The 14051-nt window shown below is 62.4% G+C and carries 10 protein-coding genes; 4 read left to right on the plus strand and 6 right to left on the minus strand.

Annotation, left to right across the window (positions count from 1 at the left end):
- Window positions 1-21: 21 nt before the first annotated feature.
- Window positions 22-2127 carry an ATP-dependent DNA helicase RecG gene (recG, locus tag ATC00_RS16580; protein ID WP_064253719.1) on the minus strand — a complete coding sequence of 702 codons (2106 nt, stop codon included), beginning with the start codon at window positions 2125-2127 and terminating at the stop codon, window positions 22-24.
- A 116-nt stretch (window positions 2128-2243) separates the two neighbouring features.
- On the opposite strand from recG, the gene ATC00_RS16585 reads away from it, so the two are divergent.
- On the plus strand, window positions 2244-2549 hold the full coding sequence (locus ATC00_RS16585; RefSeq protein ID WP_037383635.1) for an FAD assembly factor SdhE: 306 nt from the start codon (window positions 2244-2246) through the stop codon (window positions 2547-2549).
- A gap of 8 nt (window positions 2550-2557) precedes the next feature.
- On the plus strand, window positions 2558-6070 hold the full coding sequence (mfd, locus tag ATC00_RS16590) for a transcription-repair coupling factor (protein WP_037385033.1): 3513 nt from the start codon (window positions 2558-2560) through the stop codon (window positions 6068-6070).
- Between the two features lie 39 nt (window positions 6071-6109).
- Here the strand turns inward: mfd and ATC00_RS16595 are convergent, their stop codons facing one another.
- Together ATC00_RS16595 and ATC00_RS16600 are read right to left on the minus strand one after the other, a co-directional pair.
- The gene (locus tag ATC00_RS16595; protein WP_037385030.1) at window positions 6110-6775 is read right to left on the minus strand and encodes a DsbA family oxidoreductase; all 666 of its coding nucleotides are present in this window, start codon (window positions 6773-6775) and stop codon (window positions 6110-6112) included.
- Window positions 6776-6959: 184 nt separating this feature from the next.
- The gene (locus ATC00_RS16600; RefSeq protein WP_082912383.1) at window positions 6960-8774 is read right to left on the minus strand and encodes an extracellular solute-binding protein; all 1815 of its coding nucleotides are present in this window, start codon (window positions 8772-8774) and stop codon (window positions 6960-6962) included.
- A 333-nt stretch (window positions 8775-9107) separates the two neighbouring features.
- Here ATC00_RS16600 and ATC00_RS16605 point away from each other — a divergent pair, with 333 nt between their 5' ends.
- The gene (locus ATC00_RS16605) at window positions 9108-9731 is read left to right on the plus strand and encodes an invasion associated locus B family protein (protein ID WP_037383632.1); all 624 of its coding nucleotides are present in this window, start codon (window positions 9108-9110) and stop codon (window positions 9729-9731) included.
- Window positions 9732-9873: 142 nt separating this feature from the next.
- Here the strand turns inward: ATC00_RS16605 and hspQ are convergent, their stop codons facing one another.
- The 3 genes from hspQ to ATC00_RS16620 all read right to left on the minus strand — a co-directional run bounded on the left by hspQ (window position 9874) and on the right by ATC00_RS16620 (window position 12228).
- On the minus strand, window positions 9874-10203 hold the full coding sequence (gene hspQ, locus ATC00_RS16610; RefSeq protein ID WP_037383631.1) for a heat shock protein HspQ: 330 nt from the start codon (window positions 10201-10203) through the stop codon (window positions 9874-9876).
- A 184-nt stretch (window positions 10204-10387) separates the two neighbouring features.
- Window positions 10388-11797 carry a type I glutamate--ammonia ligase gene (gene glnA / locus ATC00_RS16615; protein WP_037383628.1) on the minus strand — a complete coding sequence of 470 codons (1410 nt, stop codon included), beginning with the start codon at window positions 11795-11797 and terminating at the stop codon, window positions 10388-10390.
- Window positions 11798-11889: 92 nt separating this feature from the next.
- Window positions 11890-12228 (minus strand): P-II family nitrogen regulator, encoded by a 339-nt coding sequence (locus ATC00_RS16620; RefSeq protein WP_003528058.1) that lies wholly within the window; start codon window positions 12226-12228, stop codon window positions 11890-11892.
- 343 nt (window positions 12229-12571) lie between these two features.
- Here ATC00_RS16620 and ATC00_RS16625 point away from each other — a divergent pair, with 343 nt between their 5' ends.
- Window positions 12572-14047, plus strand: a complete 1476-nt coding sequence (locus ATC00_RS16625) for an NAD(P)H-hydrate dehydratase (RefSeq protein ID WP_064253616.1) — start codon at window positions 12572-12574, stop codon at window positions 14045-14047.
- The last annotated feature ends 4 nt before the right edge of the window (window positions 14048-14051 follow it).

Consider the following 14051-nt stretch of genomic DNA (forward strand, 5'->3'; position numbering starts at 1 on the left):
CAGCGCGTCGAAGCGCCGTATTTAACCGGCGCGCAGGAAGCGGATCGCTTCGTCTCGCCGGTGCAGATAAAGCAGTGTCCGCAACGCCTGGCCGCGCTCCGTCGTCAGTTCCGGGTCGCGCTCGATCAAGTAGGCAGCGTCCTTCCGGGCAATCTCCAGAAGATCCGCATGCGCCTCGAGGCTGGCGATGCGAAATCCTGGTGTGCCGGATTGCCGCGTGCCGAGCAGTTCGCCTTCGCCACGCAGCTTCAGGTCCTCTTCCGCAATCACGAAACCGTCTTCGGTGTCGCGCAGGATCGACAGGCGGGCGTGGCCGGCTTCGCTCAGCGGTCCCTTGTAAAGCAGAATGCAAGTCGAGGCCTCGTCGCCGCGCCCGACGCGGCCGCGCAACTGGTGCAGTTGCGCGAGCCCGAAGCGCTCCGCATGCTCGATCACCATGATCGTCGCGTCTGGCACATCGACGCCGACCTCGACCACCGTCGTCGCCACCAGTACGCGAATCTCGCCGTTCTTGAAGGCGAGCATGACGGCATCCTTGTCCGGCCCGGCCATGCGGCCATGGACGAGCCCGACGTCTTTTCCGAAACGCTGCGCAAGGCTTTGGTAGCGCTCGTCGGCGGACATGGTATCGGTTTCTTCGGATTCCTCCACCAGCGGGCAGATCCAGTAGGCCTTCTTGCCCTGGCGAAGCGCCGAATCGAGCCGCTCGACTATTTCGTCGGTGCGCTCGGTCGGGATGGTGACGGTCTGGATCGGTTTTCGTCCCGCGGGCTTCTCCGTTAGTTTCGAGACGTCCATGTCGCCGAAGGCCGCCAGCACCAGCGTGCGCGGGATCGGTGTCGCCGTCATGACCAGCATATGCGGGGAGATGCCCTTGGCAGTGAGCTGCAGCCGCTGGTGGACGCCGAAGCGATGCTGCTCGTCGACGACGGCGAGCACCAGCTGCCGATAGTTCACTGCATCCTGGAACAGCGCATGCGTGCCGATGACCATCTGCGTCTCGCCGGAGGCGATGCGCTCGAGGATCGCGTCGCGCTCCTTGCCCTTCGTCCTGCCGGTCAGGACGTCGATCGTGATGCCCGCCGGCTCGGCCATCTTCTGGAGCGTTGCATGGTGCTGGCGGGCGAGGATTTCTGTCGGGGCCATCAGCACCGCCTGGCCGCCGGATTCGACAGCGGCAAGCATCGCCATCAGTGCGACGGCGGTCTTGCCGGAGCCGACATCGCCCTGCAGCAGACGCAGCATGCGCTCGGCTCCGGACATGTCGGCAAGGATATCAGCGACAGCAGCCGACTGGCTGGCCGTCAAGGAAAAGGGAAGGGCGGCAATGACCGGTCCGCTCAGCTTGCCCGTTGCATGCACCGGCGTTCCGACAACCTTGCGTAAGCGTTGGCGCACCAAGGAGAGCGACAGCTGTCCGGCGAGAAACTCGTCATAGGCAAGCCGGCGGCGGGCGGATGCCTGCGGGGCGATGTCGGTTTCGTCGCGCGGTTCGTGCAGGTGATGGAAGCAATCCCTTGCGCTCGCAAAGCCTTGCTGGCGCAGCAGCGTTTCGTCCAGCCACTCGGGAAGGTCGGGAACGCGCGCCACCGCCGCCTCGATCGATTTTCGCAACGGCCGCGGCGTGAGGCCGGCAGTCAGGCCGTAGACGGGTTCGACGAGCGGCAGGCTTTCGGCTTCGGCCGAGCGGACCATATAATCCGGATGCACCATCGAGGCGCGTCCGTTGAACCAGTCCACCTTGCCGCTGACGATCACGGTCTCGTCGATCGGCAGGGCTTTTTCCAGCCAGTTTCCCTTGACCCGGAAGAAGGTGAGAGCCAGTTCGCCCGTATCGTCGTGCAGGAAGACGCGATAGGGCACGTTCGGCCGGCCGCGCGGGGACGGCTGGTGCCGATCCACGCGGCCGGTGATGGTGACGATCGATCCCTGCGGCGCATAGGCGATGCCGGGCTGCCGGCGCCGGTCGATGAGCGAGTGGGGCGCGTGAAAAAGGAGATCGATGACACGGCAGTCTTCGATCGACTCGCGTCCGAGCAGGCGCGCATAGAGCTCGCCGGTCCTGGGGCCGATGCCGGGCAGGCTATCGAGCGGCGAGAACAGGGGATCGAGCAGGGCAGGGCGCATGGCCATGAAATTGCGACAAGAAATCCGGCCTTGGCAAGGCTGACAAGCCGCTTTCCAGCGTTTATAGAGCCCGTGAACAGGATCCGCCGCGGCGGCGGTGGCAGGAAGGACGTTCCATGACCGGCATTTCGCGCACAAGCGCCGATCTTGATCCGCGTCGGCGCAGGATCCTCTTCCGCGCCTGGCATCGTGGCATTCGCGAGATGGACCTGATTCTCGGGCAATTCGCGGAGGCGGAACTCGCCACGCTCTCCGATGCGGAGCTGGATGAGTTCGAAACGATCATGCGCGAGGAAGACAACGATCTCGTTCGCTGGATCACTGGGGAAAAGGCGCTGCCCGAACGCTTCGCAACGGAGCTGTTTTCGCGCATAGCCGCCTACCGGCCGGATTTCGACCCCGTTCAGCAAGAGGCGGAATGAGTTCGACGATGATCCCTGGTCTTGACGCGAAAAGAATTCTTGCTGCCGCGCGGGAAGTGACGATCGGGCCCGTTCCCTCCGGCGCCGAAGCGTTGATCCTCGCCGATCTGGCGCGGTCCGGCGCGCCGGTCGCCTATTTTCTGTCCGACGGCCAGCGGATCGGTGATCTCGAGCAGGTGCTCGGTTTCGTGGCGCCCGACATCCCAGTCCTCACCTTGCCTGGCTGGGACTGTCTGCCCTATGACCGTGTTTCCCCGAGCGCCGACACTTCGGCGCGAAGGCTCGCCGCACTCAGCGCCCTGATTGCGCATCGCCACAAGCCGCACCCGGCAATCGTGCTGGTGACCGTCAACGCCGCCCTGCAAAAGATCTCGCCCCACGATGTGATCGAGAGTCTCGCCTTTTCGGCGCGGCCGGGCAATCAGGTGCAGATGGACGATCTCGCCGCGCGGCTGGAGCGAAACGGTTTCGAGCGCGTACCGACCGTGCGCGAGGTGGGGGAGTTTGCCGTGCGCGGCGGTATCCTCGATGTCTACGTGCCGGGGAGCGGCGAGCCGCTCAGGCTGGATTTCTTCGGTGATACGCTGGAAACGATCCGCTCCTTCGATCCGGCGAGCCAGCGAACCACCGGGCAGGTGCGGTCGCTCACTCTCAATCCGATGAGCGAAGTGTCGCTGACGCCGGAGACGATCAGCCATTTCCGCACGGGGTATCTGTCGCTTTTCGGCGCCGCGACGCGCGACGATGCGCTTTATCAGGCGGTCTCCGAAGGACGCCGCTATGCCGGCATGGAGCATTGGTTGCCGCTCTTCTACGATCGCCTGGAAACGATCTTCGACTATCTCGAAGGTTTCCGCATCGTCACGGATCACCTAGCGCGCGAAGCCGCGGCGGAACGCTCGAAACTCATTGTCGACTATTACGAGGCGCGCCAAGCCTCCGCATCTCCCGGCAAGTCGCAGATATCCCATGGCACGCCCTACAAGCCGGTGCCGCCGGACCTGCTTTATCTGAGTGCGAAAGGTTTCGGCGCCGGCCTGGCCGAGCGCAATGCCGTCCGCCTGTCGCCGTTTTCCGAACATGAGGGCGAAGCCCGCCAGGTCGTCACCATCGAGGCTCGGCAAGGGGTGCGCTGGGCGAAGGCGGCAGGGGAAGCCGAGGAGAGTGACGGCGTTCGCGCCAATGTCTTCGATCAGGCCGTGAAACACATAGCCGAGAAGCGGGCGAAGGGCTCAAAGGTGGTAATTTCCGGCTGGTCTGAGGGTTCGCTCGACCGGCTGCTTCAGGTGCTTGCCGAGCACGGCCTGGGCAACATCCGTCCGGTGAAGGCGCTCGCCGATCTTCGCGCGCTGAAGCCGGGCGAGGCAGCCTCCGCTGTCTTGAGCCTCGAATCCGGATTCGAGACCGGCGATCTGGTCGTCATCGGCGAGCAGGACATTCTCGGCGACCGCATGGTGCGCCGCTCGAAGCGCCGCAAGCGCGGCGCCGATTTCATCGCCGAAGTGACGGGCCTCGACGAGGGCAGCTACGTCGTCCATGCCGAACACGGCATCGGACGCTTCGTCGGCCTGCGCACGATCGAGGCCGCCGGCGCACCGCATGATTGCTTGGAGCTCGTCTATGCCGACGATGCGAAGCTGTTTCTGCCGGTGGAAAACATCGAGCTCCTGTCGCGCTACGGCTCCGAGGGGACCGATGCGATCCTCGACAAGCTCGGCGGCGTCGCCTGGCAGGCACGCAAGGCGAAACTCAAGAAGCGGCTGCTCGACATGGCGGGCGGCCTTATTCGAATCGCTGCCGAGCGGCACACGCGGCACGCCCCGGTTCTCGTTGCGCAGGACGGCGTCTATGACGAGTTCGCAGCCCGCTTCCCCTATGACGAGACCGAGGATCAGCTGAACTCGATCGAGGCTGTCCGCGACGATCTCGGCGGCGGCCGGCCGATGGATCGCCTCGTCTGCGGCGACGTCGGCTTCGGCAAGACCGAGGTGGCGTTGCGTGCCGCCTTCATCGCCGCGATGAACGGCGTGCAGGTTGCCGTCGTCGTGCCGACGACCCTGCTGGCGCGGCAGCATTTCAAGACCTTTTCGGATCGTTTCCGCGGGCTGCCGATCCGCATCCAGCAAGCCTCCCGCCTCGTCGGTTCGAAGGACCTGGCGCTGACGAAGAAGGAAGTCGCCGACGGCAAGACGGATATCGTCGTCGGCACCCACGCGCTTCTCGGTTCCTCGATCAACTTCGCCAATCTTGGCCTGCTGATCATCGACGAGGAGCAGCATTTCGGCGTCAAGCACAAGGAGCGTCTGAAGGAGCTGAAGACCGATGTCCATGTCCTGACGCTCTCGGCGACGCCCATTCCGCGCACGCTGCAGCTTGCGCTGACCGGCGTCCGCGAATTGTCGCTGATCACCACGCCGCCGGTCGACCGCATGGCGGTCAGAACCTTCATCTCGCCTTTCGACGCGCTGGTGATCCGCGAGACGCTGATGCGCGAGCACTATCGGGGCGGCCAAAGCTTCTATGTCTGCCCGCGGCTGAGCGACCTTTCCGAGATCCACGACTTCCTGAAATCCGACGTGCCGGAATTGAAGGTCGCGGTGGCGCACGGCCAGATGCCGGCAACCGAGCTCGAAGACATCATGAATGCCTTCTACGAAGGCCGCTTTGACGTGCTTCTGTCGACGACGATCGTCGAGTCGGGGCTCGACGTGCCGACGGCCAACACGCTGATCGTGCACCGCGCCGACATGTTCGGCCTGGCGCAGCTCTATCAGCTTCGCGGGCGGGTCGGGCGCTCCAAGGTGCGCGCCTTCGCGCTCTTCACGCTTCCGGTCAACAAGACGCTGACCGGCCCGGCGGAACGCCGTCTTAAGGTGCTGCAGTCACTCGACACGCTCGGCGCCGGTTTCCAGCTTGCCAGTCACGACCTCGACATTCGCGGCGCCGGCAACCTGCTCGGCGAGGAGCAGTCCGGTCACATCAAGGAGGTCGGTTTCGAGCTCTACCAGCAGATGCTGGAGGAGGCGGTCGCCGAGCTCAAGGGCGAAGAGGAAATCCACGACACCGGCTGGTCGCCGCAGATTTCAGTCGGCACGCCGGTGATGATCCCGGAGGAGTATGTTCCCGATCTCAATTTGCGGCTCGGACTCTATCGCCGTCTCGGCGAACTGACGGACCTCAAGGAGATCGACGGCTTCGGCGCCGAAATGATCGACCGCTTTGGCCCGCTGCCGGTCGAAGTTCAGCACCTCTTGAAGATCGTCTACATCAAGGCGCTCTGCCGCACGGCGAATGTCGAGAAGCTCGATGCCGGGCCGAAGGGCGTCGTCGTCCAGTTCCGGAACAAGGAGTTTCCGAATCCGGCCGCCCTTGTCGGCCACATCGCCAAGCAGGGAACGCTCGCCAAGATCAGGCCCGACCAGAGCATCTTCTTCCAGCGCGAACTCGTCACGCCGGATAAGCGCCTCTCGGGCGCGGCCATGGTGATGACCCAGCTCGCGACGCTCGCGAAGCCAGCGTGAAACGAAGATGGCGCCGGATCCCGGCGCCGTTATTGAGGATCAGTTGGGCGGGCGAGACGCCTTCATCTGGGCGATTTCGCGAAGCGCATTTGTCAGCACTTCGACGGATTGTGCCCCCATCACCGCATATTGCTGCTCGATGATGAAACAGGGAACACCGGTTACGCCGATCTCCCGCGCCATGTCGATTTCCTGCTTGACGGCATCCTTATCGGCATCGGAGGAGAAAAGCGCGGCGATGACCGGCCGGTCCAACCCCGCCTCTTCGGCAATGTCGAGCAGAACGGCGTGGTCGCCGACATTCTTGCCTTCCTCGAAATTCGCCTTGAAAAGCAGCCGCACGGTCTCGGCCTGGGCAGCAGTGCCGCTGGTGGACGCCCAGCGGATGAGGCGATGGGCATCGAGCGTGTTGGGGCTGATCTTCACGGCATCGAAATCAAAGGCGATTCCGGCTTCCCGCCCCAAGCCGTCGAGCATCTGATGCGCCCGGTCGACGGCGTCCTGGCCGCCGAGCTTTGCCGCAAGATGGCGCTTGTGATCGACCCCTTCCGGGGGAAGGTCTGGGTTGAGCTGATAGGGTCGCCACTGGATCGCGACATCGATTTCGCCTGCGACATTGGCGATCGCTTGGTCCAGGCGGTTCTTGCCGAGATAGCACCACGGGCAGACGACGTCCGAGACGATATCGATATTGACGGTTTCCATGGTGGCGGCCTTTCTGTTTGGCGGATCGGCATGCACTCACATCCGTTCGTGCCGCCCCCTGCTTGTTTTCTGCCGCATTCGTGCGACGTCAGGTGATGCCACCTGATTGCAAAATGCCCTGAAGCAGCGACATAGGCCGACCGGCCACGTCTTTCAATGCGTTACCAAAAGGGAACCAGGGTACCTATTGCACCCGCTCGTCCCACCAGGTCGGCAGTTGATAGCCGTAGAGCGGCACCGCGGAGGGACGGCCGATGTGCTTCCAGCGGGCAATCCATTGTTCATCCAGATGGTATAGCGGCACGAGATAAGCGTTGTTGACCAGCAGCCGGTCATGCGCGCGGACGGCGGCGGTGAAATCCTCCGGTGTGCGCGCCTGCAGGATGTTGTTGATCAGCTTGTCGACGTCCTTGTCGGCAACGCCTGCGAAGTTGGAACTCCCTTGGCGTTCCCGCGAGACCGATCCCCAATAGGATATCTGCTCGGATCCGGGAGACAGAGACGAGGGATAGGACTTGATGATCACGTCGTAGTCGAAGGATTGGCTGCGCAGCTGGTATTGGGAATCATCAACCGTGCGGACCGTTGCCACAATGCCGAGCGGCGCGAGGAAGCGCTGGTAGGCGAGCGCGATCTTCTCCTGGCCGGCATTCTGGCTCATGATCTCGAAGGCAAGCGGCGTGCCCTTGGCGTCGACCATCTTGCCGTCCTTGATCGAGTAACCCGCCTCGCGAAGCAGCGTCACCGCTTCGCGCAACACGTTGCGGTCGCGGCCAGAGCCGTCGGTGACCGGCAGCCGATAGGTGCCGTCGAGGATGGCCGGGTTGATCTTCTCCCTGACGTCTCCCATCAGGCCGAGTTCACGGTCGTCGGCCGCGACGCCAAGGAAGGAGAGCGACGAATTCTGCCAGTAGCTCTGGGTCCGCGTATAGGCGCCGTCGAACAGGTTCTTGTTGACCCATTCGAAGTCGAATACCAGGGCAAGGCCCTGCCTGAGCTTGATGTTGCCGAACATTGGCCGGCGGGTGTTGAAGACGAAGCCGAGCATGCCGGAGGGCGTTTTCGGCTTGAAGCTTTCCTTGATCACGTCGCCGGAGCGAACGGCAGGGAAATCATAGGCACGCGCCCATTTGGTGGCGCTGCCTTCCGGATAGAGATCGACCTCGCCCTTCTTGAAGGCTTCGAACAGCGTGTTTTCCTGGAGGAAATATTCGACGGATATCTCATCATAATTGTCGACGCCGATCTTCGAAGGCAGGTCCTTGCCCCAATACTCCGGATTGCGGCGATAGACGATCCGCTCGCCCGGCCGTACCTCGGCAACGCGGTAGGGCCCGGAACCGAGCGGCGGCTCGAGCGTCGTCCTGTCGAAGGCTTCGACATTGATGGCATGCTTCGGCAGCACCGGCGAAAGCGCCAGCAACAGCGGGAACTCGCGGTCGGCATCTTCCTTCAGGGCGAAGCGCACGCTGCGCTCGCCGACCTTCTCCATCTTCTCGACTTTCGCTAGCCGGTTGCTAAAGGGCGCGCGTCCCTTGTCGCGCAGCAACTCGAAGGTGAAGATCACGTCCTCGACGGTCACCGGCTGGCCGTCGGCCCAGCGCGCCTTGGGATTGAGATTGAACTGGATGAAGGTGCGGTCGCCGTCCCACTCGACCGATTCCGCGAGCAGCCCGTACATGGTGAAAGGCTCGTCCTGGGATCGCTGCATCAGCGATTCGTAGACCAGGTTTCCGAACCCCGGATCCCACATTCCCCGCGCGGTCGTGCGCATGCTCTTCAGGATGAAGGGGTTGAGGCTGTCGAAAGTGCCGACGACGCCGTAGGAAATCCTTCCGCCCTTCTTGACGTCCGGATTGACGTAGGGGAAGTGCTTGAAATCAGCCGGCAGGGCCGGCTCGCCGTGCATGGAGATGGCGTGCACCGGTGCGGCGGCGGCTTCATTGGCCGATATGCTGGTCGCCAGAAGCATGACCAGGCCGGATAGAACTGCGCGCAACTTCACCTCCCGTAGGAATAGACGGTCCGATTCCCGGCACGTTACCAATGCGCAGGAATATTTCCAACACGGCAGCGGGAAGACATCCGCGCAGCGGCGCCATGGCTTCCGCATGGACTGACGATGCTTTTGAGCGCCCAGCAGGCGGTATCCGCTGTCGCCGAGTTGCAAAAAATGCAACGAAACACTGGATAAACGGCACGAGCCAATGTAACAGGTGTTTCCGGAATCGGGGCCATTCAAAAGCCTCATTTGGCCAACAGGACGGCGGGCCGACGATACTCACCAGCGGAACGATTGTTCCGTGGCCGGTTTTCAGGAGACGGAATCACAATGATCTTCAAGTCGAACTTCACCAAACGTGCGGGCATGGCAGCACTGGCGCTCTCCGTAGCAGCAGCCGGCGCGCCGGGCATCGCCTCTGCACAGCAGGGCAAGCCGCCGCAGGGTTGGTTCAAGGTTTGCACGAAGCAGGAGGACAACGACGTTTGCATCGTTCAGAACCTGCTCACCGCCAACAATGGCCAGCTTATCACCGCCGTCGGCCTCATCACCGTCTCCGGCAAGGTGAACCGCAAGGTCGTGCAGGTTTCCGTCCCTTCCGCGCGCATGATCCCGCCGGGTGTCCAAATGCAGATCGACGGTGGCAAGGGCGTCAAGCTCGACTACGCCATCTGCATGCCCGACAAGTGCGTTGCCGAGGCGCCGCTCTCCGATGCACTGATTGCCCAATTGAAGAAGGGTAACGAGGTCATCTTCACCTCGGTCAATTTCCAGCGCGCTCCGAACCCGATCAAGATGACGCTGGAAGGCTTCACCGGCGTCTTCGACGGTGAGCCGATCGAGCAGTCGCAACTCGAAGAGCGTCAACGCCTGCTGCAGGAAGAAATGCAGAAGAAGGCTGAAGATGCCCGCAAGAAGCTGGAAGAGGCGCAGAAGGCTGCCAAGCAGCAGTAATCTTCGCTTCCGAAATTGAAGAGCGCCCGGTCATCAGCCGGGCGTTTTTTGTTGGATCAACCGAGGCGGATCAAAAAAGGTGCAAAGGGTTTCCCGCCCGCACCTCGCGTATCACTGGCCGCTTATTCTGACCTGCGATCCGTCAGTGTCGATAATCGGACCTCGGCCTGTAGTGCCCCACATCCGCCTTCTCGAACAGGGCGTCTACCTGGGTGTGGCGGATCGGCTGGTCGCTTTCGTCCGACACCAGGTTCTGTTCCGAGACATAGGCGACGTATTCGCTTTCATCATTCTCGGCGAACAGATGATAGAAGGGCTGGTCCTTGCTCGGGCGGATCTCCTGGGGAATGGAGTTCCACCATTCCTCGGTGTTGGCATATTCCGGATCGACGTCGAAGATGACGCCGCGAAACGGAAAGAACCGGTGGCGGACGATCTGGCCGATCTCAAATTTCGCGTTTCTTTGTTTCATGACGCAACACATCCTTTCAGACGATTATTTGGGGTGTCGCATGTGGAACATCAATAGGCGCACCAACCTCTAGGAAATGCATCGCTTCTGTCGCAATTGAGAAAAGGCGGGCTTCGATCGAAACCCGCCTTTCGCTTTCATCTCGATTGGATCAGCTGCATCTGATGCGCCGATGGCCCCGTCATCAGACGGAATAGTACATGTCGTATTCGACCGGGTGCGGGGTCATCTCGAAGCGCATGACTTCCTGCATCTTGAGCTCGATGAACGAGTCGATCTGGTCGTCGTCGAAGACGCCGCCGGCGGTCAGGAACTTGCGGTCCTTGTCGAGGCTTTCCAGCGCTTCGCGCAGGCTGCCGCAGACCGTCGGGATCTTCTTGAGTTCCTTCGGCGGCAGGTCATAGAGGTCCTTGTCCATCGCCTTGCCGGGGTGCAGCTTGTTCTTGATGCCATCGAGGCCAGCCATCAGCATGGCGGCGAAGGCGAGGTAGGGGTTGGCGGCCGGATCCGGGAAGCGGACTTCAACGCGCTTTGCCTTCGGGTTGCTGCCGAACGGAATGCGGCAGGAGGCCGAGCGGTTGCGGGCCGAATAGGCCAGCAGGACCGGCGCCTCATAGCCCGGGACGAGACGCTTGTAGGAGTTCGTCGATGGGTTGGTGAAGGCGTTCAGCGCCTTGGCATGCTTGATGATGCCGCCGATGAAGTAGAGGCAGGTTTCGGACAGACCGGCATATTCGTCGCCGGCGAAGGTCGGCTTGCCGTCCTTCCAGATGGAAAGATGCACGTGCATGCCCGAGCCGTTGTCGCCGAAAACCGGCTTCGGCATGAAGGTCGCGGTCTTGCCATAGGCGTTGGCAACCTGATGCACGACGTATTTGTAGATCTGCATCTTGTCGGCGTTGCGGACGAGCGCATCGAACTTGACGCCGAGCTCGTGCTGGGCGGCGGCCACTTCGTGATGATGCTTTTCGACCGTGACGCCCATTTCGGCGAGCACCGTCAGCATTTCCGAGCGCATGTCCTGGCAACTGTCGACCGGCGGAACCGGGAAGTAGCCGCCCTTGATGCGCGGACGGTGACCGAGGTTGCCGGTCTCATAGTCCGTGTCGTCGTTTGAGGGCAGTTCGGAGCTGTCGAGTTTGAAGCCGGTGTTGTACGGATCGGCCTTGTACTTGACGTCGTCGAAGACGAAGAACTCGGCCTCAGGGCCGACGAAGACGGTGTCGCCGATGCCGGATGCCTTGAGGTAGGCCTCGGCCTTCTTCGCCGTACCGCGCGGATCGCGGTTGTAGGCTTCGCCGGAAACCGGATCGAGAATATCGCAGACGATGACCATGGTGGACTGGGCGAAGAACGGGTCCATATGGGCCGTTTCCGGATCGGGCATCAGCACCATGTCGGATTCGTTGATCGCCTTCCAACCGGCAATCGAGGAGCCGTCGAACATCACGCCGTCGGCGAACATATCCTCGTCGACCACGGCAACGTCCATCGTCACATGCTGCAGCTTGCCCTTCGGGTCGGTAAAGCGCAGGTCGACGAACTTGATGTCGTTGTCCTTGATCTGCTTCAGAATTTCACTGGCAGTCGTCATGGTTTGCAATTCCTCGTGTGAGATGACGCAGTTGGAAAATCGGGGCCGGGCGGCCCCCAGGATCGGATGGGGGTATTTGGACGGTCAGTCAATCAGATGGCGTCGAGGCCGGTCTCACCGGTGCGGATTCGGATCACTTCCTCCACATTGGACACGAAAATCTTGCCATCGCCGATGCGGCCGGTCTGGGCGGCATTGCGGATGGCCTCGATGACGGCTTCCGCATTCTCGTCCGCCAGCACGACTTCCACCTTTACCTTCGGCAGGAAATCGACGACGTATTCGGCGCCCCGGTAGAGCTCCGTGTGTCCCTTCTGCCGCCCGAAACCCTTGGCTTCCGTGACGGTTATACCCTGCAGGCCGACTTCTTGAAGGGCTTCCTTCACTTCGTCGAGCTTGAAGGGCTTAATGATCGCTTCGATCTTTTTCATGAGAAAATGTCTCTCCGCTTCTCCCTTAAAAGCCGGGTATCACCCGCTCGCCTTCCAGTATGCATGTAGTGTGCCAATTTTATAGAGGCATGATGCGAGACGAGGGACTTTTCACCCGCTCAGGTCGAGTCGGCTGCCACCGGCTTGTCGCTCTCATTCGCACCTGCCTATTTTTTATGAAGATTCACTCCCCGCCACGGGTGATCGCAAGGCGTCCGCTGTCGTTTAATGCGATAAGCCTCAAATTTGAGCACCAATTATAGGCAAATGCATAAAAAATACACAGGCTTCGTTGTTCCTGCGGGCTCTTGTCTAGCGAGCGCGGCCGCGCTTAGATCGGGTCATGGGTGACGCGCTCGAAGATATGCTGGTGACGCCGGTTGAAATGGCGGCGATCGACAAGGACGCAGCCGATTCCGGCATCGACAGTTTCTCGCTGATGCGCTCGGCGGGGCTGGCGGTGTCTGCTGCCGCGCTCCGGCTGTTCCCGGCCGGCTTGCGCTTTGTCGTACTCTGCGGCCCAGGCAACAATGGCGGCGATGGCTATGTCGCCGCAGAAGCCTTGGCGGAGAGCGGTGCGCAGGTCGCCTTATATATCCTGGGCGACGCCGATAAGCTGCGAGGCGACGCAGCCAGGGCGTGCAAGGGCTGCCGACTCGCGGGACTGCCCGTCGAGGCCTACGAGCCGCAGGCGGGCGATATCGTTGTCGACGCGCTGTTCGGGGCGGGGCTCGCCCGCGACCTGCCGGGTGTGGCGCAGACGATTATCAAACGGGTCAGTGCGAGCCGGATACCGGTCCTGGCGGTCGATCTGCCTTCCGGAATCGACGGACGCAGCGGCGAAGTGCGCGGCGCAAGTTTCACGGCCACCCACACGGTCACGTTCATGGCGGCGAAGCCGGGGCATGTGCTGATGCCGGGGCGTCAATCATGCGGGACGCTCGAAGTCTTCGATATCGGCATTCCCACTCGGCTTGTAGCCGCAAGGGCGAGCGACCTGCGGATCAATGGCCCGGCCGACTGGAGACACTATTCCCGCGGTCTCGACGCCGGCACGCATAAATACAAGCGCGGCCATCTTGCCGTCCTTTCCGGCGGACCGACGTCAACCGGTGCGGCGCGGCTCTCCGCCGCAGCGGGCCTCGTCGCCGGAGCGGGGCTGGTGACGCTCGGCTCGCCGCCGGAGGCGCTTGCCGCCAACGCTTCGCACCTGACCGCCATCATGCTCAAGGAAGTTGGCAGCGCCGCCGATCTTGCCGAATGGCTGCGCGACAAACGGCTCAACACGTTCGTGCTTGGTCCGGGTTTTGGCGTCGGCAAGAAGGCGAGGGACTTCGCCCTGATGCTCTGTGACCGCGCCCTGGTCCTCGATGCCGATGGCATGAGTTCCTTTCAGCAGGGAAGGGAAGAGCTGTTTGACAAGATCGCCGGAAACGGCGGCCAGGTGGTGATGACGCCGCACGAAGGTGAGTTTGCCCGCCTGTTCCCCGAGATTGCCGCCGATGCCGCACTATCGAAGATCGAAAAGGCACAAGCCGCGGCAAGGCTCAGCCATGCAGTGATCATCTACAAGGGTCCGGACACTGTCGTGGCGGCGCCGTCCGGCCGAGCGGTGGTGAACGTGAATGCGCCGCCCTGGCTTGCCACTGCCGGATCGGGCGATGTGCTGGCCGGGATCATCGGCGCCCATCTGGCGCAGGGTTTTCCCGCCTTCGAAGCGGCCGCCGCCGCGGTTTGGCGCCACGGCGAGGCGGGCATCTGCGCCGGCCGCGCCTTGACGGCCGAGAGGCTCGTCGAAAACATTCCGCCGCTTGCCTAGATGG

The sequence above is a fragment of the Sinorhizobium americanum genome, assembly GCF_001651855.1.
Taxonomy (GTDB): Bacteria; Pseudomonadota; Alphaproteobacteria; order Rhizobiales; family Rhizobiaceae; genus Sinorhizobium; species Sinorhizobium americanum.

Excerpts from the sequence above, each read along its gene's own strand:
- recG (WP_064253719.1), bottom strand. The coding sequence starts at position 2,127 with ATGCGCCCTGCCCTGCTCGATCCCCTGTTCTCGCCGCTCGATAGCCTG.
- ATC00_RS16585 (WP_037383635.1), top strand. The coding sequence starts at position 2,244 with ATGACCGGCATTTCGCGCACAAGCGCCGATCTTGATCCGCGTCGGCGC.
- mfd (WP_037385033.1), top strand. The coding sequence starts at position 2,558 with ATGATCCCTGGTCTTGACGCGAAAAGAATTCTTGCTGCCGCGCGGGAA.
- ATC00_RS16595 (WP_037385030.1), bottom strand. The coding sequence starts at position 6,775 with ATGGAAACCGTCAATATCGATATCGTCTCGGACGTCGTCTGCCCGTGG.
- ATC00_RS16605 (WP_037383632.1), top strand. The coding sequence starts at position 9,108 with ATGATCTTCAAGTCGAACTTCACCAAACGTGCGGGCATGGCAGCACTG.
- hspQ (WP_037383631.1), bottom strand. The coding sequence starts at position 10,203 with ATGAAACAAAGAAACGCGAAATTTGAGATCGGCCAGATCGTCCGCCAC.
- glnA (WP_037383628.1), bottom strand. The coding sequence starts at position 11,797 with ATGACGACTGCCAGTGAAATTCTGAAGCAGATCAAGGACAACGACATC.
- ATC00_RS16620 (WP_003528058.1), bottom strand. The coding sequence starts at position 12,228 with ATGAAAAAGATCGAAGCGATCATTAAGCCCTTCAAGCTCGACGAAGTG.
- ATC00_RS16625 (WP_064253616.1), top strand. The coding sequence starts at position 12,572 with ATGGGTGACGCGCTCGAAGATATGCTGGTGACGCCGGTTGAAATGGCG.